The sequence below is a fragment of the Phycicoccus jejuensis genome, from assembly GCF_044797865.1.
GTDB classification, from domain to species: domain Bacteria; phylum Actinomycetota; class Actinomycetes; order Actinomycetales; family Dermatophilaceae; genus Phycicoccus; species Phycicoccus jejuensis.
Genome location: NZ_CP085209.1, coordinates 2,449,022 through 2,468,628, shown reverse-complemented (window position 1 = coordinate 2,468,628; position 19,607 = coordinate 2,449,022). Strand labels below are relative to the sequence as shown.

The 19,607-nt window shown below is 73.9% G+C and carries 21 protein-coding genes; 6 read left to right on the top strand and 15 right to left on the bottom strand.

Features of this window, described 5'->3' with window-relative positions:
* The first annotated feature begins 124 nt into the window (after positions 1-124).
* Positions 125-1,465 (top strand): TrpB-like pyridoxal phosphate-dependent enzyme, encoded by a 1,341-nt coding sequence (locus LG324_RS11675; protein WP_051750504.1) that lies wholly within the window; start codon positions 125-127, stop codon positions 1,463-1,465.
* 25 nt (positions 1,466-1,490) lie between these two features.
* On the opposite strand, the gene LG324_RS11670 is transcribed toward LG324_RS11675, so the two are convergent.
* Together LG324_RS11670 and LG324_RS11665 are read right to left on the bottom strand one after the other, a co-directional pair.
* On the bottom strand, positions 1,491-2,543 hold the full coding sequence (locus tag LG324_RS11670) for a metallophosphoesterase (RefSeq protein ID WP_404348039.1): 1,053 nt from the start codon (positions 2,541-2,543) through the stop codon (positions 1,491-1,493).
* Between the two features lie 36 nt (positions 2,544-2,579).
* Positions 2,580-4,178 (bottom strand): ABC-F family ATP-binding cassette domain-containing protein, encoded by a 1,599-nt coding sequence (locus tag LG324_RS11665; RefSeq protein WP_030528421.1) that lies wholly within the window; start codon positions 4,176-4,178, stop codon positions 2,580-2,582.
* Between the two features lie 126 nt (positions 4,179-4,304).
* Between LG324_RS11665 and LG324_RS11660 the strand changes: the two genes are divergently transcribed.
* Complete coding sequence (locus LG324_RS11660; protein WP_404348036.1) at positions 4,305-5,225, top strand: neutral zinc metallopeptidase; 921 nt, start codon at positions 4,305-4,307, stop codon at positions 5,223-5,225.
* A 4-nt stretch (positions 5,226-5,229) separates the two neighbouring features.
* Here LG324_RS11660 and LG324_RS11655 read toward each other — a convergent pair whose 3' ends face one another.
* A complete protein-coding gene (locus LG324_RS11655; RefSeq protein ID WP_207021822.1) occupies positions 5,230-5,658 on the bottom strand; it encodes an iron chaperone in 429 nt (142 codons plus the stop codon).
* A 107-nt stretch (positions 5,659-5,765) separates the two neighbouring features.
* Between LG324_RS11655 and LG324_RS11650 the strand changes: the two genes are divergently transcribed.
* Positions 5,766-6,173 (top strand): PPOX class F420-dependent oxidoreductase, encoded by a 408-nt coding sequence (locus LG324_RS11650; protein WP_404348034.1) that lies wholly within the window; start codon positions 5,766-5,768, stop codon positions 6,171-6,173.
* A gap of 12 nt (positions 6,174-6,185) precedes the next feature.
* On the opposite strand, the gene LG324_RS11645 is transcribed toward LG324_RS11650, so the two are convergent.
* The 10 genes from LG324_RS11645 to pssA all read right to left on the bottom strand — a co-directional run bounded on the left by LG324_RS11645 (position 6,186) and on the right by pssA (position 14,217).
* On the bottom strand, positions 6,186-6,710 hold the full coding sequence (locus LG324_RS11645; RefSeq protein ID WP_404348031.1) for an acVLRF1 family peptidyl-tRNA hydrolase: 525 nt from the start codon (positions 6,708-6,710) through the stop codon (positions 6,186-6,188).
* Positions 6,711-6,712: 2 nt separating this feature from the next.
* On the bottom strand, positions 6,713-7,039 hold the full coding sequence (locus LG324_RS11640; RefSeq protein WP_030528416.1) for a metal-sulfur cluster assembly factor: 327 nt from the start codon (positions 7,037-7,039) through the stop codon (positions 6,713-6,715).
* Positions 7,036-7,482: a Fe-S cluster assembly sulfur transfer protein SufU gene (gene sufU, locus LG324_RS11635; RefSeq protein ID WP_030528415.1), complete on the bottom strand. Its 447-nt coding sequence runs from the start codon at positions 7,480-7,482 to the stop codon at positions 7,036-7,038. Before sufU ends, LG324_RS11640 begins: the two co-directional genes overlap by 4 nt.
* Entirely contained in the window at positions 7,482-8,777 is a 1,296-nt protein-coding gene (locus LG324_RS11630; protein WP_404348027.1) for a SufS family cysteine desulfurase, read from the bottom strand. The genes sufU and LG324_RS11630 overlap by 1 nt, the downstream gene beginning before the upstream one ends.
* 1 nt (position 8,778) lies before the next feature.
* Positions 8,779-9,543 carry a Fe-S cluster assembly ATPase SufC gene (sufC, locus tag LG324_RS11625; RefSeq protein ID WP_030528413.1) on the bottom strand — a complete coding sequence of 255 codons (765 nt, stop codon included), beginning with the start codon at positions 9,541-9,543 and terminating at the stop codon, positions 8,779-8,781.
* 8 nt (positions 9,544-9,551) lie between these two features.
* A complete protein-coding gene (locus LG324_RS11620; RefSeq protein WP_404348025.1) occupies positions 9,552-9,893 on the bottom strand; it encodes a non-heme iron oxygenase ferredoxin subunit in 342 nt (113 codons plus the stop codon).
* Positions 9,890-11,068: a Fe-S cluster assembly protein SufD gene (sufD, locus tag LG324_RS11615; protein WP_404348022.1), complete on the bottom strand. Its 1,179-nt coding sequence runs from the start codon at positions 11,066-11,068 to the stop codon at positions 9,890-9,892. The genes LG324_RS11620 and sufD overlap by 4 nt, the downstream gene beginning before the upstream one ends.
* Positions 11,068-12,489 (bottom strand): Fe-S cluster assembly protein SufB, encoded by a 1,422-nt coding sequence (sufB, locus tag LG324_RS11610; protein WP_207021829.1) that lies wholly within the window; start codon positions 12,487-12,489, stop codon positions 11,068-11,070. The genes sufD and sufB overlap by 1 nt, the downstream gene beginning before the upstream one ends.
* A complete protein-coding gene (locus LG324_RS11605; protein ID WP_036829888.1) occupies positions 12,486-13,178 on the bottom strand; it encodes a metalloregulator ArsR/SmtB family transcription factor in 693 nt (230 codons plus the stop codon). Before LG324_RS11605 ends, sufB begins: the two co-directional genes overlap by 4 nt.
* A 76-nt stretch (positions 13,179-13,254) precedes the next feature.
* The gene (gene pssA, locus LG324_RS11600; protein WP_404348018.1) at positions 13,255-14,217 is read right to left on the bottom strand and encodes a CDP-diacylglycerol--serine O-phosphatidyltransferase; all 963 of its coding nucleotides are present in this window, start codon (positions 14,215-14,217) and stop codon (positions 13,255-13,257) included.
* 113 nt (positions 14,218-14,330) lie between these two features.
* Between pssA and LG324_RS11595 the strand changes: the two genes are divergently transcribed.
* The 3 genes from LG324_RS11595 to LG324_RS11585 are packed head-to-tail and all read left to right on the top strand — an operon-like array spanning position 14,331 to position 16,759.
* The gene (locus LG324_RS11595) at positions 14,331-15,044 is read left to right on the top strand and encodes an ABC transporter ATP-binding protein (RefSeq protein ID WP_404348015.1); all 714 of its coding nucleotides are present in this window, start codon (positions 14,331-14,333) and stop codon (positions 15,042-15,044) included.
* Positions 15,041-15,784 (top strand): ABC transporter permease, encoded by a 744-nt coding sequence (locus LG324_RS11590; protein ID WP_404348013.1) that lies wholly within the window; start codon positions 15,041-15,043, stop codon positions 15,782-15,784. Before LG324_RS11595 ends, LG324_RS11590 begins: the two co-directional genes overlap by 4 nt.
* Positions 15,785-15,835: 51 nt before the next feature.
* Positions 15,836-16,759: a heme A synthase gene (locus LG324_RS11585; protein WP_404348011.1), complete on the top strand. Its 924-nt coding sequence runs from the start codon at positions 15,836-15,838 to the stop codon at positions 16,757-16,759.
* A 260-nt stretch (positions 16,760-17,019) separates the two neighbouring features.
* Here LG324_RS11585 and LG324_RS11580 read toward each other — a convergent pair whose 3' ends face one another.
* Positions 17,020-19,275: an ATP-binding protein gene (locus LG324_RS11580; protein ID WP_404348009.1), complete on the bottom strand. Its 2,256-nt coding sequence runs from the start codon at positions 19,273-19,275 to the stop codon at positions 17,020-17,022.
* A gap of 20 nt (positions 19,276-19,295) precedes the next feature.
* Positions 19,296-19,487: a hypothetical protein gene (locus tag LG324_RS11575; protein WP_030528403.1), complete on the bottom strand. Its 192-nt coding sequence runs from the start codon at positions 19,485-19,487 to the stop codon at positions 19,296-19,298.
* Between the last annotated feature and the right edge of the window lie 120 nt (positions 19,488-19,607).

The window sequence follows — 19,607 nt, the reverse complement described above, 5'->3', positions numbered from 1 at the left end:
GTCACCCTCTTGTGCGCGGGGCGCCGCGACCGCACGATGTGCCCACGCCGACCGTCCGCGACATCCACCGAGGAGCCCCGTGCCCGAGCCGCTGCGCCACAAGATCCTGCTCGACGAGGACGAGATGCCGACCCGCTGGTACAACGTGCTGGCCGACCTTCCGACGCCTCCCCCGCCGCCGCTGCACCCCGGGACGGGGCAGCCGGTCGGGCCCGAGGACCTCGCCGCGATCTTCCCGATGGACCTCATCGCGCAGGAGGTGACCACCGAGCGGTACGTGGACATCCCGCAGGAGGTCCAGGACGTCTACCGGCTGTGGCGGCCCTCGCCCCTGTTCCGGGCGCACCGCCTCGAGAAGGCGCTCGGCACGCCGGCCCGCATCTACTACAAGTACGAGGGCGTCTCCCCCGCCGGCTCGCACAAGCCGAACACCGCCGTGCCGCAGGCGTACTACAACGCGAAGGCGGGCATCCGGAAGCTGACGACCGAGACCGGCGCCGGGCAGTGGGGCACCTCGCTCGCGTTCGCGTGCGCGCAGTTCGACCTCGAGTGCGAGGTGTGGCAGGTCCGGGCCTCGTACGACGCCAAGCCGTACCGCCGGATCATGATGGAGACCTTCGGCGGCACGGTGCACCCGAGCCCCTCGGACCTCACGCAGGCCGGTCGCACGATGCTCGCGAGCGACCCCGCCTCCCCCGGGTCGCTCGGCCTGGCCATCAGCGAGGCGGTCGAGGTCGCCGCGCAGGACCCGACGGCCAACTACGCGCTCGGCTCGGTCCTCAACCACGTCCTGCTCCACCAGACCGTCATCGGTGAGGAGGCGCTGCTCCAGCTGGCCAAGGTCGGCGAGAGCGTCGACCTCATCGTCGGCTGCACCGGCGGCGGCTCGAACTTCGGCGGGCTGACGTTCCCGTTCCTCCGCGAGAAGCTGCAGGCCGGCGGGGCCGGGCCGGTCATCCGCGCGGTCGAGCCGGCGTCCTGTCCCTCGCTCACCCAGGGCACGTACGCCTACGACTTCGGGGACGTCGCCGGGCTGACGCCGCTGCTCAAGATGCACACGCTCGGGCACGACTTCATCCCCGACCCGATCCACGCCGGCGGCCTGCGCTACCACGGCATGAGCCCGCTGGTCAGCCACCTCTACGAGGAGGGCCTCATCGAGGCCGTCGCCAAGACGCAGAAGGACTGCTTCGCGGCCGGCGTGCTCTTCGCGCGGACCGAGGGCATCGTGCCGGCGCCCGAGCCGACGCACGCGGTCGCGGCGGCGGTCGACGAGGCCATCCGGTGCATCGAGACCGGGGAGGAGAAGGTCATCCTCACGGCCCTGTGCGGTCACGGCCACCTCGACCTGCCGGCCTACGACGCCTACCTGCGCGGCGACCTCGTCGACCACACGTGGGACGACACCGAGCTCCAGCAGTCGGTGGCCGCGGCCCTCACCCGCCTGCCGGCCATCCCGGGCTGACGAGGGCCGGGACGCCGCCGGGCGCTCAGCGCGTCAGGTGCACCTGGTCGGTGAACGTCGCGCCGCCGACCGGCTCGAACCGCGCCCGGAGGTCGTGCGCGGTCACCGACACCGCCAGCGACCCGAACGCCGGGTGCAGGTCGCGGGCGCTGACCGCCGCGAAGTAGGGCCGTTCCGGGTCGCCTGCGGTCACGTCCCGGAGCGGGTGGCCACCGGTGCCGACGGTGACGGTCGTCGTGCCCCGGCCGCTCGTCACGCAGTCCGCGTCGTACCGGCCGGGCGTGACCCGCGGGCACTGCGCACCGAGGGTGAGCGGGCGGGTGCGCTGGTACATGTGCTCGTGACCGGTGACGACGAGGTCGACCTTCTCGCGGAGCATCAGGTTGGTCAGGTCCGGCCCCGGCTCGCACGCGTAGACGCCCACGGACAGGCACGGCTCGTGCATCCCGACGACGACCCAGGGGATGCCCGCGGCCCGCGCCGAGGTCAGGGCCTTCTCGGTCCACCGGTAGTGCGAGGTCCCGGCGGCGTACGACCACGTCCCGGACCCGAAGTCGAGCGCCGGCGAGACCATGACGATGCGCACGACCGGCTTCGCGGCCGGGACGTCGACGTACCACTCGCGGCCGTACTGCCCGACGAGCCCCGGGAGGCGGTTGGGCAGGCAGCGCGCGAAGGCGTCGACGTCACCGTTGGGCCCGTGGTCCTCGTGGTTGCCCGAGACGATCTCGACCGGGTAGCGGGCGCCGAGGGCCGCGGACACCTGCCGGCACCAGCCGGTCTCGGCGCCGGGCGCCCCGTACGAGAGGTCGCCGACGACGAGCGTGAAGTCGTCGGCACGGTCGTCGATGCCGCGCAGGACGCGCGTGGTGTCCGCGGTCGCCCCGACGTCGCCGAGCACCGAGAACCGCACCGGGGCAGGGCGCGCTGCGAGGGTGACGGGAGCCGTGGGGGTGAGTCGGGCGGGGGCCGGGGGCGACGCCGCGGGCGCGGTCGAGGCATCCCCCGGGCGCGGACCGGCGCCGCACCCCGCGAGCAGCAGGACGACGACGGTGACCAGCACCCGCAGCGACCTCACCCGGGCAGTATGCGCCCGCCGACGGGTCGGCGCGCCTCAGGCGAGGGTGACGAGGTCGCGGTAGTCGGCGTTGAAGAGGTCCTCGACGCCGTCGGGCAGCAGGAGGATGCGCTCCGGCTCGAGCGCGTCGACGGCGCCCTCGTCGTGCGTCACGAGGACGACGGCGCCCTCGTAGGTGCGCAGCGCGCCGAGGATCTCGTCGCGCGAGGCGGGGTCGAGGTTGTTCGTCGGCTCGTCGAGGAGCAGGACGTTCGCCGACGACACGACGAGCAGGGCGAGGGAGAGCCGGGTCTTCTCGCCGCCGGAGAGGACGCCCGCGGGCTTGTCGACGTCGTCGCCGCTGAAGAGGAAGCTGCCGAGCACCTTGCGGACCTCGGTCTCGCCGAGATCGGGCGCCGCCGACTTCATGTTCTCGAGGACGGTCCGGCCGACGTCGAGGTTCTCGTGCTCCTGCGCGTAGTACCCGAGCTTGAGGCCGTGACCGGGCTCGACCTGGCCGGTGTCGGGGGTGTCGACCCCGGCGAGGAGGCGCAGCAGCGTCGTCTTGCCCGCGCCGTTGAGGCCGAGGACGACGACCCGCGAGCCGCGGTCGATCGCGAGGTCGACGTCGGTGAAGACCTCGGCGGAGCCGTAGGAGCGCGACAGGCCCGAGGCCCGCAGGGGGGTTCGACCGCACGGTGAGGGCTTGGGGAAGCGCAGCCTGGCCACCTTGTCCTGCGCCCGGTCGGCCTCGAGGCCCGAGAGCAGCCGCTCGGCGCGGCGGGCCATGTTCTGCGCGGCGACGGTCTTCGTCGCCTTGGCGCGCATCTTGTCGGCCTGTGCCATGAGGGCGGACGCCTTCTTCTCGGCGTTGGCCCGCTCCCGGCGGCGGCGGCGCTCGTCGGTCTCGCGCTGCTGGAGGTAGGCCTTCCAGCCGAGGTTGTACTGGTCGAGCTCGCTGCGGTTGGCGTCGAGGTGGAAGACCTTGTTGACGACGACGTCGAGCAGGTGCACGTCGTGGCTGATGACGACGAGCCCGCCCCGGTACCCCTTGAGGTGGTCGCGCAGCCAGGCGATGGAGTCGGCGTCGAGGTGGTTGGTCGGCTCGTCGAGGAGCAGCGTCTCGGCGCCGCTGAAGAGGATGCGGGTCAGCTCGACGCGTCGGCGCTGACCGCCGGAGAGGGTGCCGATGGTCTGCTCGAGCAGACGCTCCTCGAGGCCGAGGGCCGCGGCGATCTGGGCCGCCTCCGACTCGGCCGCGTACCCGCCCGCGGCGGTGAACTCGGCGTCGAGCCGGCTGTAGCGGCGCATCGCGCGCTCCTGCTTCTCGCCGGTCTCGGTGGCCATCGCCTGCTCGGCGGCCCGCAGGTCCCGGACGATCGTGTCGAGCCCGCGCGCGGACAGGACGCGGTCGCGGGCGGTGATGCCGAGGTCGCCGGTCCGCGGGTCCTGCGGGAGGTAGCCGACCTCGCCGGAGCGGGTGATCGTGCCGGCGGCCGGCTGGGTGACCCCCGCGAGGGTCTTGGTCAGCGTCGTCTTGCCGGCGCCGTTGCGGCCGACGAGGCCGATGCGGTCGCCGGGGGCGACCCGGAAGGTGGCCCCGTCGAGGAGCAGGCGGGAGCCTGCGCGCAGCTCGACGGACGCAGCGGTGATCACGGTGGGGCCTTCCGGTGTGGTGGGTCCCGGGGCCTGCGTCGCGTGGCGGCACGGCCGCCCGGGCTCCCCCTAGTCTAGGTCGCGCCGGACGCTGCTCCGGAACGGCCCGACCACGGAGGCAGTGCGATGAGCTTCAACGACGACGTCACCCTCGACACCTCGCAGATCCGCTCCGGTGGCGGCGGGTCGGGTGGCCCGGGCGGGCTCGTCGTCGGCGGCGGCCTGGGCGGCATCGTCCTGCTCATCCTCGCGCTCGTCTTCGGCATCGACCCCTCGCAGCTCCCGACCGGCGGCAGCGGCCAGGCCGCGCCCGGGCAGGTGCAGGCCGGTGGCGAGGTCGACCCCACCGCCTTCCAGGAGTGCCGGACCGGCGCCGACGCCAACCGCAGCGACACCTGCCGGGTCATCGGCACGGTCAACTCGGTGCAGGCGTTCTGGGCCGGTGAGCTCCCCCGCTACAAGCGCGAGTGGCAGGAGACGCCGACGGTGCTCTACTCGGGCGCGACGCAGTCGGCGTGCGGCACGGCGAGCAACCAGGTCGGGCCCTTCTACTGCCCGCTCGACAAGTCCGTCTACATCGACGCGAGCTTCTTCCAGGTGCTCAGCACCCAGTTCGGCGCGGACGACGGCGCGCTCGCGCAGGAGTACGTCGTCGCCCACGAGTACGGGCACGCGCTGCAGGACCAGCTCGGGCTGCTCGGCAAGGCCCAGCAGGGCGGCACCGGGCCGGAGTCCAACGGCGTCCGCATCGAGCTGATGGCCGACTGCCTCGCCGGCGTGTGGACGCAGCACGCGTCGCAGGTGCCCGACGAGGACACCGGCACGCCGTTCCTGAAGCCACTGACCGACGCCGACATCGAGTCGGCACTCTCGGCGGCCTCCGCCGTCGGGGACGACCGCATCCAGGAGGCCGCGACCGGCCGGGTCTCCCCCGAGTCGTGGACGCACGGCTCGAGCGCCTCCCGGCAGAAGTGGTTCCTCCAGGGCTACCGCACCGGCGACCTCAACCAGTGCGACACCTTCGCGGTCGCCTCGGTCGAGAGCTGAGGCGTCAGCCCACCGCTCGGCGCACGAGCGCGGCGACCTGCTCCTCGCCCTCGGCGGTCAGGGTGGTCACGGCCCAGGCCACCGGCCACAGGGTCCCGTCGTCGAGGGCGGCGACGTCCTGGAACTCCAGGCTCGAGTAGCGCTGCCCGAACTTGCCGGAGTTCTTGACCGCCAGCAGGACCTTGCCGTCCTTCGCGTAGGCCGGCATCCCGTACCACGTGCGCGGCGCGAGCTCCGGTGCGGCGGAGGTGATCACCTCGTGCAGGCGCGTGCACAGCTCGCGGTCGCCGTCGTCCATCTTCGCGATGGCGTCCAGGAGTGCCTGCCGCTCCTCCTCGGCCTTGGCGCCCTTCTTCGCCGCCCGCGCCTCGGCGGCCCGCGCCTTCATCGCCGCCTTCTCCTCGGCCGAGAACCCACCCGTCGTGCCTGCCATGTCCACCCCTCGGTGTCGTCGTGCCGTGCGTGCGCGGCCCATCCTGCTCCCGCTGAACCGCGCCCGTCGAGAGGTCGCGGACGCGCTGGGCGTGACAGGCTGGCCGGATGACCGACGTCTGGACCACCGTCGGCGAGGCTGACTTCGTCTCGCTCACCACATTCCGCCGCTCGGGTGCGCCCGTCGCGACGCCCGTCTGGGTGGCGCCCGACGCCGACGGGTCGCTGCTCGTCACGACGCCCTCCGGTAGCGGCAAGGTCAAGCGTCTGCGCCGCGACCCGCGCGTCGAGATGCGCCCGTGCTCGCGACGCGGCGCCGTCGAGCCGGACGCGCCGGTCGCCACCGGGCGGGCCCAGCTGGTCGAGGACGAGGCCGGTGTCGCCCACGCGCACGACGTCCTGCGGGCCGAGTACGGGTTCCAGTTCCGGCTCGTCATGGGCATCGAGCGGGTGATGCGCCGCGGGCACACCGACCGCGTCGTCCTGCGCATCACGCCGGGCGACACGACGCCCTGAGAACCCGTCGCGCTACTCCTCGATGGTGACGCGCACGGCGCGGGCGCGCTCGAGCGCCGTCTGGAGCACGGCCAGCCGCGGGTCGGGCAGGTCGTAGAGCTCGCGCCGCGGGAGCCCGACGAGACCGCGCAGCCGCGGGTCCTCGAGGACGGCCTCGGCGAGCGACCGGTCACCGCCGACGACGAGCCCCGCCGCCCCCGACCCGGCGAGCAACCGCACGGCGTGCTCGGTGACCGCCCCGACGAGCTCGTCGGCCTGGTTCGCCCGCCGCCGCGCGAAGCGCTGCTGGCTCCAGCCACCGGCCGCCGTGCGCGACTGCACGTAGCGGGTCCCGACCTTGTGCTCGGTCAGCCTCTCCCCCACCGCGACCCCGACGGCGTAGCCACCGCGGCGCACGAGGAGGAGCGCCAGCGAGTCGGCGTCGAGACGGTCGACGCCGACGACCCGCTGGGGGCCGCCGGCGCCGTTGTTCTCGTCGAAGCGCGCCCGCCAGCGGTCGTACCGCCCGGGCGCGACCTCGACGACGCGCGTGGTCACGCTCAGATGTTGAAGCCCAGGGCGCGCAGCTGCTCGCGACCGTCGTCGGTGATCTTGTCCGGGCCCCACGGGGGCATCCAGACCCAGTTGACGCGGTAGGACGCGACGAGGCCCTCCAGGGAGGCCGCGGTCTGGTCCTCGATGACGTCGGTGAGGGGGCAGGCCGCCGAGGTGAGGGTCATGTCGATGACGGCGTGGTTCTGGCCGTCGACGGTGATCCCGTAGACGAGGCCGAGGTCGACGACGTTGATCCCGAGCTCGGGGTCGACGACGTCGCGCAGGGCCTCCTCGACGTCCGCCACGTTGGCGGGGGTTGCGGTGTCGGTCACTGCTGGGCTCCTTCGGCCTTGTACAGGGCATCGGTGAACGCGGCCCACGAGAGGAGGGCGCACTTGACGCGGGCGGGGTACTTGGCGACGCCGGACAGGGCGACGCCGTCGCCGATGACGTCCTCGTCGCCGGGGTCCTCGCCCTTGCTCGTGAGCATCGCCCGCATCGCCTCGTAGGTGTCGCGGGCGTGGGCGACGGTGCCGCCGGTCAGCTCCTCGGCGAGGATCGACGCGGAGGCCACGCTGATCGAGCAGCCCATCGAGTCGTACGAGACGTCCTCGACGACCGCCTCGGGCCCCTCGCCGACGAGGTGCACCCGGAGGGTGACCTCGTCGCCGCACGTGGGGTTGACCTGGTGGCTCTCGCCCTCGAACGGCTCGCGCAGACCGTGGTTCACGGGCTTCTTCGAGTGGTCGAGGATGAGCTCCTGGTAGAGGTCCATCAGGCGGGCACCTCCGTCCCGAAGATCGCCGGCACGCGGTCGAGCGCCTCGAGGAGCGCGTCGACCTCGCCGGGGGTGGTGTAGGCGGCGAAGCTCGCCCGGGTGCTGGCCGGCACGCGGAGCGTCCGGTGCAGCGGCCACGCGCAGTGGTGGCCGACGCGCACCTCGACGCCGCGGTCGTCGAGCACCTGGCCGACGTCGTGCGGGTGCACGCCGTCGACGGCGAACGCGACGGCGCCGCCGCGCTCGCGCAGGTCGGCCGGCCCGAGGACGGTGACCCACGGCCGCTCGGCCAGCCCGCGCAGCAGGCGCTCGGTGAGCATCTGCTCGTGGGCGTGGACGCGGTCCATCCCGAGGGCGCTGAGGTAGTCGCACGCGGCGGCGAGCCCGACGGCCTGCGCCGCGACGGGCACGCCGGCCTCGAACTTCTGCGGCACCGGCGCGTAGGTGGCCGACTCCATCGTCACGGTCTCGATCATCGAGCCGCCGGTGAGGAACACCGGCATCTCGTCGAGGAGCTCCGGGCGGCCCCAGAGGACGCCGACACCGAGCGGGCCGAACATCTTGTGACCCGAGTACGCGAGCAGGTCGACGCCGAGGTCGGTGACGTCGATCGGCAGGTGCGGCACCGACTGGCAGGCGTCGAGGACCGCGAGGGCGCCGACGACGTGCGCGCGCTCGGCGAGCTCACGCACCGGGTTGACCGTGCCGAGCACGTTCGAGACGTGCGTGAAGGCGAAGACCTTCGTCCGCTCGGTGAGGAGGGAGTCGAGGTCGGTGAGGTCGAGCCGGCCGTCCGGGGTGACGGGCACCCAGCGCAGGGTCGCGCCGGTGCGGCGGCACGCCTCCTGCCACGGGATGAGGTTGGCGTGGTGCTCCATCTCGGTGACCAGCACCTCGTCGCCCGGACGCAGCGCGAACCGGTCGCCGTGGCCGCCCCCGCCGCCGTGCGCCCCGTTCGTGAAGGCGTAGGCGAGGAGGTTGAGGGCCTCGGTGGCGTTGCGGGTGAAGACGACCTCGGAGGCCTGCGCGCCGATGAAGCGGGCGATGGTCTCGCGGGCCGACTCGTAGGCGTCCGTGCCCTCCTCGGAGAGCTGGTGCGCCCCGCGGTGCACGGCGGCGTTCGCGTGCTCGTAGAAGTGCCGCTCCGCGTCGAGGACGACGGTCGGCTTGTGCGAGGTGGCCCCGGAGTCGAGGTAGACCAGCGGGTGCCCCCCGCGCACGGTGCGCGACAGGATCGGGAAGTCGGCCCGCAGGCGGGCCAGCTCCTCGTCGGTGAAGGGGGCGGCCGCCATGTCAGGCCTCGGTGGTCGCCGGGAGGAAGCGGTCGTACCCCTCGGCCTCGAGGCGCTCGGCGAGCTCGGGGCCGCCCTGCTCGGCGATCCGGCCGTCGACGAAGACGTGGACGAAGTCGGGCCGGATGTAGCGCAGGATGCGCGTGTAGTGCGTGATGAGGAGGACGCCGGAGCCGGTCGACTCCTTGGCGCGGTTGACGCCCTCGGAGACGATGCGCAGCGCGTCGACGTCGAGGCCGGAGTCGGTCTCGTCGAGGACGGCGAACTTCGGCCGCAGCAGCTCCATCTGGAGGATCTCGTGGCGCTTCTTCTCGCCACCCGAGAAGCCCTCGTTGACGTTGCGCTCGGCGAACGCCGGGTCCATGCGCAGGTTGCCCATGGCGTCCTTGACGTCCTTGACCCAGGTGCGCAGCTTCGGGGCCTCGCCGGAGACGGCGGTCTTGGCGGTCCGCAGGAAGTTCGAGACGGTGACGCCGGGGACCTCGACGGGGTACTGCATCGCGAGGAAGACGCCGGCGCGGGCGCGCTCGTCGACGCTCATCGCGAGGACGTCCTCGCCGTCGAGCGTGACGGTGCCCGAGGTGACGGTGTACTTCGGGTGGCCGGCGATCGAGTAGGCGAGCGTCGACTTGCCCGAGCCGTTGGGGCCCATGATGGCGTGGGTCTGGCCGGACTCGATGGTCAGGGTGACACCGCGGAGGATCTCCTTGGTGCCCTGCTCGGTCTCGACGGTGACGTGCAGGTCCTTGATCTCAAGGGTGGACATACGTGGGGTCAGAGCTCCTCGGACAGGGCGACGAAGACGTCGTCACCCTCGGTGCGGACGGTGTGGACGGCGATGGGGGTGATGGCGGGCGGGCCGGTCGGCTCGCCGGTGCGCAGGTCGAAGCGCGAGCCGTGGAGCCAGCACTCGAGGGTGCAGCCGTCGAGCTCGCCCTCGGAGAGCGAGACGTTGGCGTGGCTGCACGTGTCGTCGACGCAGTGGACGGCGCCGTCCTCGGTGCGGACGATCGAGACGCGGCGCCCCTCGATCTCGGCGAGGGCGGCCCCGACGGCCGGCAGCTCGTCGAGCCGGCAGACGTAGGTGAAGCCCTCCTCGGTCAGCTGCTCGTTCACGCGGCGCCCCCGGCGAGCTCGCGCTCGATGGCCTCCATGAGGCGCTCCTGCACCTCGGGGACGCCGATGCGGCCGACGACGCTCGCGAAGAACCCGCGGACGACGAGGCGGCGGGCCTCGTCCTCGGGGATGCCGCGCGCCATGAGGTAGAAGAGCTGCTCGTCGTCGAACCGGCCGGTGGCCGAGGCGTGCCCGGCCCCCTCGATCTCGCCGGTCTCGATCTCGAGGTTGGGCACCGAGTCGGCGCGGGCGCCGTCGGTGAGCAGCAAATTGCGGTTGAGCTCGTAGGTGTCGGTGCCCTCGGCCGCGGCGCGGATGAGGACGTCGCCGACCCAGACGGTCCGGGCGGTCTCGCCCTGGAGCGCGCCCTTGTACTCGACGTTGCTGCGGCAGTGCGGCGCCTCGTGGTCGACGAAGAGCCGGTGCTCGAGGTGCTGGCCGGCGTCGGCGAAGTAGACACCGAGACCCTCGAACGACCCGCCGGGACCGGCGTAGGTGGCGTTCGTGTTCAGCCGGACGACCCCGCCGCCGAGCGTCACGGCGATGTGCCGGACGCGGGCGTCGCGGCCGACGACGACGTCGTGCTGGCCGAGGTGGTGCGAGGCGTCGTCCCACTCCTGGACCGAGACGAGCGTGACGTCCGAGCCGTCGCCGGCGAGGACCGTGAGCACCTCGGAGTAGTCCGCGGTGCCGTCGTGCTCGAGGAGGACGGTGGCCTTCGCGAAGCGGCCGACGCGCACGGTGACGTGCCCGTGGACGAGGCCCTGCTCGCCGCCGGTCAGGCGCAGCCGCACCGGCTCGGTGAGCTCGGCCTCGGCCGGGACGTCGACGAGCGCCACGCCACCGCTGTGCGCGGCGGCGACGGCGGCCGCGCGGTCCTGCGGCGCGGGCACGCCGAGCGCCTGCCAGTCGGCGACGGGGAGGGTCGAGACGGTGACGCCCTCGGGGAGGTTCTCCTCCCAGGTCAGGCACTCACCGGTCGCCTCATCGCGGAAGAAGGTGCCGAGCCGGTCGACCGGCGTGAAGCGCCACTCCTCCTCGCGCCCGTGCGGGACCGGGAACGCGTCGACCTCGAAGGACGCCGTGCGCTCGGCGCGCGACTGGTCCGGGACCATCGTCGCGGCGCTGTGGGTGTGGGCGCCCTCGGTGGGGCGCTGGGGGGTCAGCAACGGCATCAGCCGACTGCTCCTTCCATCTGCAGCTCGATGAGGCGGTTCAGCTCGAGGGCGTACTCCATGGGCAGCTCCTTGGCGATCGGCTCGACGAAGCCGCGCACGATCATCGCCATCGCCTCCTCCTCGGACATGCCACGGGACATGAGGTAGAAGAGCTGGTCCTCGGAGACTTTGGAGACCGTGGCCTCGTGGCCCATCTGGACGTCGTCCTCGCGGATGTCGACGTAGGGGTAGGTGTCGGAGCGGCTGATCGTGTCGACGAGCAGCGCGTCGCAGACGACCGAGCTCTTCGAGCCGGTCGCGCCCTCCATCACCTGGACCAGGCCCCGGTAGGAGGTGCGGCCACCGCCGCGGGCGACGGACTTGGAGACGATCGAGCTGCTCGTGTTCGGGGCGGCGTGCACCATCTTCGAGCCGGCGTCCTGGTGCTGGCCCTCGCCGGCGAAGGCGATGGACAGCGTCTCGCCCCGGGCGTGCTCGCCGAGGAGGAAGACCGCCGGGTACTTCATCGTCACCTTGGAGCCTATGTTGCCGTCGATCCACTCCATCGTCGCGCCCTCGGCGCAGGTCGCGCGCTTGGTGACGAGGTTGTAGACGTTGTTCGACCAGTTCTGGATCGTCGTGTAGCGGACGCGGGCGTTCTTCTTGACGACGATCTCGACGACCGCGGAGTGCAGCGAGTCCGACTTGTAGATCGGCGCGGTGCAGCCCTCGACGTAGTGCACGTACGAGCCCTCGTCGGCGATGATCAGCGTCCGCTCGAACTGGCCCATGTTCTCGGTGTTGATGCGGAAGTAGGCCTGGAGCGGGATGTCGACGTGGACGCCCGGCGGGACGTAGATGAACGAGCCGCCCGACCACACGGCGGTGTTGAGCGCCGCGAACTTGTTGTCGCCGGCCGGGATGACCGAGGCGAAGTACTCGCGGAAGAGGTCCTCGTGCTCGCGCAGGCCGGTGTCGGTGTCGACGAAGATGACGCCCTTCTCCTCCAGGTCCTCGCGGATCTGGTGGTAGACGACCTCCGACTCGTACTGCGCGGCGACGCCGGCGACGAGGCGCTGCTTCTCGGCCTCGGGGATGCCGAGCCTGTCGTAGGTGTTCTTGATGTCCTCGGGCAGGTCCTCCCAGGAGGTCGCCTGCTTCTCGGTGGACTTCACGAAGTACTTGATGTTCTGGAAGTCGATGCCGGTGAGGTCGCTGCCCCAGCTCGGCATGGGCTTCTTGTCGAACAGCCGCAGCGACTTCATCCGCAGGTCCTTCATCCACTGCGGCTCGCTCTTGCGGTCGGAGATGTCGGCGACGACCTCCTCCGACAGGCCGCGGCGCGCGGTGGAGCCCGCGGTGTCGCTGTCGGCCCACCCGTACTCGTAGGTGCCGAGGTCCTTCAGACCCGGGTTGAGCTCTTCGATGTGGCTCGTCATCGCGATGGCCTCTCGGTAGGGGTCGGGACGAACGTGGTGCAGACGTGGTCGCCGTGGGCGAGGGTCGCCAGGCGCTGGACGTGGACGCCGAGGAGACGGGAGAACGCCTCGGTCTCGGCCTCGCACAGCTCGGGGAACTCGCTCGCGACGTGCTGGACCGGGCAGTGACCCTGGCACAGCTGCACACCGGTCAAGGCCGCCGGGCCGCCGGGTGTTCCCACCGGGCGCGCGGAGGCCGAGTAGCCCTCGGTGCTCAGGGCGTCGACGAGGGCGTCGGCGCGCGAGCGCACGTCCTGCCCCGCGTCGTCGAGGCGCCCGGCGAGCCGGGCCTCGAGGTGGGCGACGCGCTCCTCGGCGAAGGCCTGGACCGCGTGCTCGCCGCCGGTGCGGCGCAGGAAGCGCAGCGCCTCGCCGGCGAGGTCGTCGTAGTCGGACGCCAGGGCGCGGTGGCCGGCGTCGGTGAGGAGCCACTCCTTCGCGGGGCGGCCGCGCCGGCGCGGGCCGGCGGCGTCGCGGGCGAGGACGAGGCCCTCGGCGAAGAGGTTGTCGACGTGGCGGCGCACGGCGGTCTCGGTGAGGCCGAGCCGCTCGACGAGGGCGGTGATGCTCACCGGGCCCTCCTGGCTCACGACACGCAGCACCCGGTCGCGCGTGCGCGACTCGTCGACGGAGGCTGCGGGATTAACCACACACCCATGTTAGGTAATTGATGCGACGACGTCCAAGGAAGGGTCGCCTAACCCGTGACACGGGTGAGGGACCGGGTCAGGCGGGGGCCGTGCCCGGCTCGTCGCAGGGGTCGTCGGCGTCCGGGCCGTCGAGCTCGTCGTCGCCCTCGATCGGGAGGAAGACCGACTGCATCCGGCGGCGCGGCGGGGCGACCGACTCGGACCCGAGCAGCCGCTCGCGCACCGGCGCGGTGAGCACGCCGAGCGGGGCGGTGAGGACGTACCCGTAGGCGACGACGATCCCGGTGAGGCCGGGTGCCACGACGAGCCCGATGACGATGGCGGCCGCGACGAGACCCGTCGTCAGCCGGGCGCCCGGCGTCGTGGGCTGGAGCAGGTTGCGGAAGGACCGGAAGCGGATCGTCATCACCATGAGGAAGGCGGGGACGACGCTGACGAGCAGCGGGAACCAGGCCTGCCACGGGCCGGTGCCCGGGCCGAAGAACGGCGAGTCGAGGGCGAAGATCGTCGCGATGACGACGCTCGCGGCGCCCGGGGACGGCAGGCCGACGAAGTACCGCTTGTCGGCGGCGGGGTCGATCGTCACGTTGAAGCGGGCGAGGCGGAACGCCGCGCACGAGAGCCAGAGGAAGGCGACGAGCCACGCGAGCACCGGCCAGTCGCTCAGGGCCCAGGTGTGCACGAGGACGGCCGGAGCCACCCCGAAGGAGATGAGGTCGGCCAGGGAGTCGAGCTGGAGGCCGAACGGCGAGGTCGCCCCGACCAGGCGTGCGACGAAGCCGTCGGCGATGTCCATGACGATCGAGAAGGCGATGAGGACCGCCGCCAGGGTGAAGTGCCCCCGGAACGCGAGCAGCACCGACGAGAAGCCGCTCACCATGTTGAGCGTCGTGAACGTGCTCGGGGCGAGGAGGCGGGCGCGCTCCCGCTTGGGCAGCTGGCGCAGCGAGACGACGCGGGCACCGGTCGGCGAGACGAGCCGCCAGCGGTCGAGGATCCGCCGGCGGCCGGTGCTCGTGTCGGACGCGTCGCTGCTCATCGCTCCCCCTCGTGGCCCGTGCCCGCCTCCGGGCCCGTCGTCTCGGTGGGCGACGTGGCGGGCCCGGCCTCCCGGTCGATGCGTGGCATGGGCCCCACCCTAGGATGCCGGGCATGGTGGCCGCTGTCCTCGTGCGTGAGCTGCGGCGCGTGTTCCGGACGACGACGGCCGTCGACGGGGCCTCCTGGTCGGCCGATGCCGGGCGCGTCACCGCGCTCCTCGGCCCCAACGGCGCCGGCAAGACGACGACCGTCGAGTGCCTCGAGGGCCTGCAGCGCCCGGACGCCGGCGAGGTCCGCGTCCTCGGCACCGACCCGTGGCACGCCGGCGCCGCCCACCGCGCCGCCGTCGGCGTGATGCTCCAGGACGGCGGCCTCCCGACGACCGTGCGCCCCCTCCCGCTCCTGCACCACCTCGCGGCCCTGCACCGGGCACCGCGGCCGGTCGACGAGCTCGCCGAGCGGCTGGGCATCCACGAGTTCGCCCGCACGACGGTCCGCCGGATGTCCGGCGGCCAGCGGCAGCGCGTGGCACTGGCCGCCGCCCTCGTCGGGCGGCCGGAGGTTCTCTTCCTCGACGAGCCGACCGCCGGGCTCGACCCCCACGCGCGCCTCGAGGTCTGGGACCTCGTGCGCGCCGAGGCCGGGCGCGGCGTCTGCGTCGTCGTGACGACCCACTCCTTCGAGGAGGCCGAGCGGCTCGCCGACGACGTCGTCGTCATGGCCGGCGGACGGGTCGTCGCCGAGGGGCCGCTGGCCCGGGTGCGCGGCGACCGGTCGCTCGAGGACGTCTACTTCTCCCTGACCCGCCGCCGGGAGGCGTCGTGAGCGCGCCCACGGCGGCCCGGGGCCGGGTGCTCGCGCAGGCCCGCTTCGAGAGCCGGGTGCTGCTGGCCAACGGCGAGCAGCTGCTCGTGTCGGTCGTCCTGCCCGCCCTCGCGCTCGCGGGGCTCGCCCTCGCCTCCGTCCCGGACCTCGGCGCGGGGCGCCGGGTCGACCTCGCCGCCGCCGGGGCGCTCGCCCTCGCCGTCGTCTCCACCGCGTTCACGGGGCAGGCAATCTCGACGGGCTTCGACCGCCGCTCGGGCGTGCTGCGGATGCTGGGGACGACCCCGCTGGGGCGCGGTGGCCTGCTCGCCGGCAAGGCGCTCGCCGTGCTGACGGTCCTCGCCGTCCAGGTGGTCGTGCTCGGCGCGCTGGGTCTGGCCCTCGGCTGGCGTCCCCCGGTGGGCGGGCTGCTGCCGGGGCTGGTCTCGCTGCTCCTCGGGACAGCGACGTTCGTCGGTCTCGCCCTGCTCCTCGCGGGGACCGTCCGGGCCGAGGCCGTGCTCGCGATCGCCAACCTCGCGTGGGTCGTCCTGCTCGGGCTCGGCGTGCTCGTGCCGACCGACCGGCTCCCGGGCGCGCTCTCGACCGTCGCCGCGGCGCTGCCCTCCGGAGCCCTCGGGGACGCGACGCGCGTCGCGCTCGTGGACGGCGGCTGGCCGTGGGGGCAGTGGGCCGTCCTTGTCGTGTGGGGTGCGGCGGCCGGCGCGGCCGCCGTGCGCTGGTTCCGCTGGTCCGGCTGAGCGGCCGAGCGGGTTCGGCCGGCCACGACGGCCCGTCGTAGCATCTGACGCGTGAGCCCCCTCTCCCTCGTCACCGGCGAGGTCTCGACCCGGACGGTCCGTCGCTGGGCCTGGGCGAGCCTCGTCGCGAACACCGTCATCATCGTCACCGGGGCCCTCGTGCGCCTCACCGGCTCCGGCCTCGGCTGCCCGACGTGGCCGCGCTGCACCGACGAGTCCTTCGTGCCGCACCGCGAGCTCGGCGCCCACGGGGTCATCGAGTTCGGCAACCGGCTGCTCACCTACGTCCTCATCGCCGTCGCCGTGCTGACCTTCGTCGCCGTCTGGCGGTGGAGCCGCACGAGCCGGTCGCTGCGGGTCCACGCGTTCCTCCTGGCCTTCGGCATCCCGTTCCAGGGCGTCGTCGGCGGGATCACCGTCCTGACCCAGCTCAACCCGTGGGTCGTCGCGATCCACCTCCTGCTCTCGCTCGTGCTCGTCGCCGGGTCGGTGTGGCTGCTCCTGCGCGTCACGGACCGGCTCGGGACGCCCGCGGCGCCGGGTCTGCGGCGCGCGACCCTCCTCATGCAGGCGCTCGTCTGGGTCGTCGTCTACCTCGGCACCGTCGTCACCGGCAGCGGCCCGCACGCGGGCGATGCCGACGCCCCGCGCAACGGCCTGGACCCGCAGGTGTGGAGCCACGTGCACGCCGTGGGTGTCTACGCCCTCGTCGCCGTGACGGTGGTCCTCTGGTGGGGCTCGCGCGGCACGGCCCTGCGCGGCCCGGTCACGACGTTGCTCGTCGTCGAGCTCGCCCAGGGCGCGATCGGCTTCGCGCAGTACTGGACCGGTCTGCCCATCCCGCTCGTCGCGCTGCACCTGCTCGGGGCCGCGGTGCTCGTCGCCGCCGCCACGCGCGTCCTGCTCCTCTCCCGCGGGGTGCTCGTGCCGGGCACGCCGGCTGCGCGCCGGCGCGACGCCGCCCTCACCGCCTGAGGCGCCCGGCCCCGACCGCTCAGGGGTCCAGGAGGCCGGTGCTGCGGGAGCCCCTGGGCGGGACCACGGTCGGTGGCGAGGGCGTCGAGCGCGGTGAGAAGCGGCGTCGCCCCGAGCGACACGGCGACCACCCGGACGTTCTCGAGCACCCCGTCCGCCCGGCGGTCCCCGGTCGACAGGAGCACCTCCCCCAGCCGCAGGCGGGCCCGGGCGCTCTCGTAGGGGTCTCCCCGCTCCTCGGCCAGGGTCACGGCGTCCTCCTAGGCCGTCACGAGGGTCTCGGCCTCGACCGGCTCACCTGCGGCGCGCCGCAGCCGCAGCCGCTCCGCGGCGAGCCGCGCCAGCCACATCCGCCCCTCCAGCTCGGGTCCGGGCGAGCCCTCCGGCCAGACGAGGTCCGCCGCCGCGGCGAGCCGCTCCCCCTCGTCGAGGAGCCGCCCGCGGGTCGCCGCCGAGGCCGTCGACGCGGCGCTCGCCAGGTGTCCCACGACGAGGGCGGCCAGACGGACCTCCACCGGTGCGTGCTCGACCGACCACGCCGCGCGCAGCGAGGTCACGAGCTCGTCGCGCAGCGCCAGGACGCGGTCGAGCACGCCGCAGCGCCCCAGCACGTCGAGCGCCGCGACGCCGGCCTGCACCGGGATGCGGGAGTCGTCCGGCCAGAACGGGCGCCCGGCCGCGAGGGTGGCCTCGACGTCGGGCTCCCCACGCGCGGCGTGGACGTAGCCCACCGCCGCGTCGATGCTGGCGCGCGCCGACGGCGACGCGCCGACGCGGCCCCGCTCCGCGAGCTCCAGCGCGTGGTCCCACCGACCGAGCTCGAACGCGACGGTGATCGCGAGGGCGAGCGCCGCGGGGAGGTCGCTCTGCCGGTGGTGCACGACGGCGAGGATGTGCAGCGCCCGGAGGAACGCGAGGTCCGGGGTGTCCCGCCAGCCCTCGACGACCCCCTGGAGGCGCCGGACCGACCCGTCGGGGTCGCCCGCGGCCTGGGCGAGCCAGGCGAGGTTCGAGCTGAGGTCGACGCGGTCGGCGTGGAGTCCGTGCTCGACGGCGAGGCCCATCGCCTCGTCGGCGACGGCGAGCGCCTCCTCGACCAGCCCGGCGTCGGTCAGCGCGTCGGCGCGACGGGTCAGGACCGACACGCGCAGGGCCACGGGGGCGTCGGTGTCGAGGAGCGAGAGCGCCTCGGCCGTGACGGTCAGCCGGTCGACGCGCTCCTCCGTCAGCCGTGCGGCGTACGCGAGGGCCGCGAGCAGCTCGGCCCGCTCGCGCGGCGCCCCCTCGGCGTCCGCCAGCCGGGCCCGCAGCAGCGCGACGGCACGGCCGGCGCGTCCGGCCCCGTTGGCGGCGGCCGCGGCCCGCAGGGTGAGGTCGTGCACGACCTCGGGGTCGTCGGTGAGCCCCAGCGCGGTCTCGTAGTGACCCAGCGCCTCGGCCGGTCCACCCATCCGGCGGGCGGTGTCCCCGGCCCGGGCCGAGGCGTGCAGGGCGGTGGCGCGGTCGCCGGCCGCGAGGGCGTGGCGCGCGAGGTCCGCCGCCGCACCGAGCCGCTCGTCCTCGCGCAGGGCCTCGACGCAGGCGCGGTGCAGCTGGAGGCGCTCGGTCGGCAGCAGGTCCTCGGACACCGCCTCGGCCAGGAGGGCGTGCCGGAACTCGTAGCCGAGCTCCCCCCACGGCTCGAGCACGTGGTGCTCGACCGCCTGTCGCAGGGCCGAGCGCAACGTCGGGGGCGGCACGTCGGCGACCCGCTCGAGCAGGGCGTGCGGCACGCGCCGGCCGACCACGGCGGCCAGCTCCTCGGCGAGGAAGGCGTTGCCCTCGGCGCGGGCGGTCACCTCGTCGACGAGCGGGTCGGGCAGCGCCGCGGCGCTGCGGACGATCCGGCGCACGGCGTCGTCGGGCAGTCGCCCGAGCTCGAGGCGGGCCAGGCGCGGCAGCCGCGACCAGACGGCGAGCGCCGGGGCGAGCGGGTGCCGGCGGTGCACGTCGTCGCTGCGGTAGGTGACGACCAGCGAGACGCCCTCGGGCGCACCGCGCGTGAAGAGCAGGGTCAGCAGCTCACGGGTGGACTCGTCGGCCCAGTGCGCGTCCTCGACGACGACGAGCGCGCCGCCCTCGCGTCCGAGGACGCCCAGCACCGCGTGGACGGCCTCCACCAGGTCGGCGCGGGCCGTCTCCCTCGCCGAGGCGGAGAGCCGGGGCACGAGCGGGACGAGGCCGGGGTGCGCCTCGACGAGCTCGTCGACGAGGTCTCGCTCGCGCCCGTCGAGGGCGGCCAGCATCTCGACGAAGGGCAGGTACGGCAGGGTCCCGACGTCACCCACGCAGTGGCCGAGGAGGACCCGCCGGGTCGTGGTCTCGTCGACGAGGCGGGCGACCACGGCGCTCTTCCCGATGCCGGCGTCGCCGCCGAGGAGGACCGCCCCACCGTCCCCCGGTCCGCCGAGGGCCTCCCGCAGTCGGCCCAGCTCGGGGTCACGGCCGACGAGGACGGCGCTCGGACGGGTGGGCACGGTGCCGATCATGGCACCCGTCACGGGTGGCGGGGGCGACCCGGCGCGAGCACCGGGCGCGACGCCCGGCGGCGCAGGCGCTCGGCGAGCCGGCGCACCGGGTGGTCCGGTGCTCCGCGGTCCGGGGTCGACGCGATGCGGGTGCTCCCCCACCGCTCGAGGCGGTACTCGAGCTCGGCGCGGACGAAGAGCGGGTCGGCGGAGGTGTTCACGGTGGTCTCCTCTCGGTGCCGGCGGCCGGGTGCCGCCGACCCCTCCACCGTCGGGCGCTGAGGCAGGGCGGCACATGGGGCGTCCTCCCGGATCGGCGGCGCGACGCGGGTCCTGAGGTA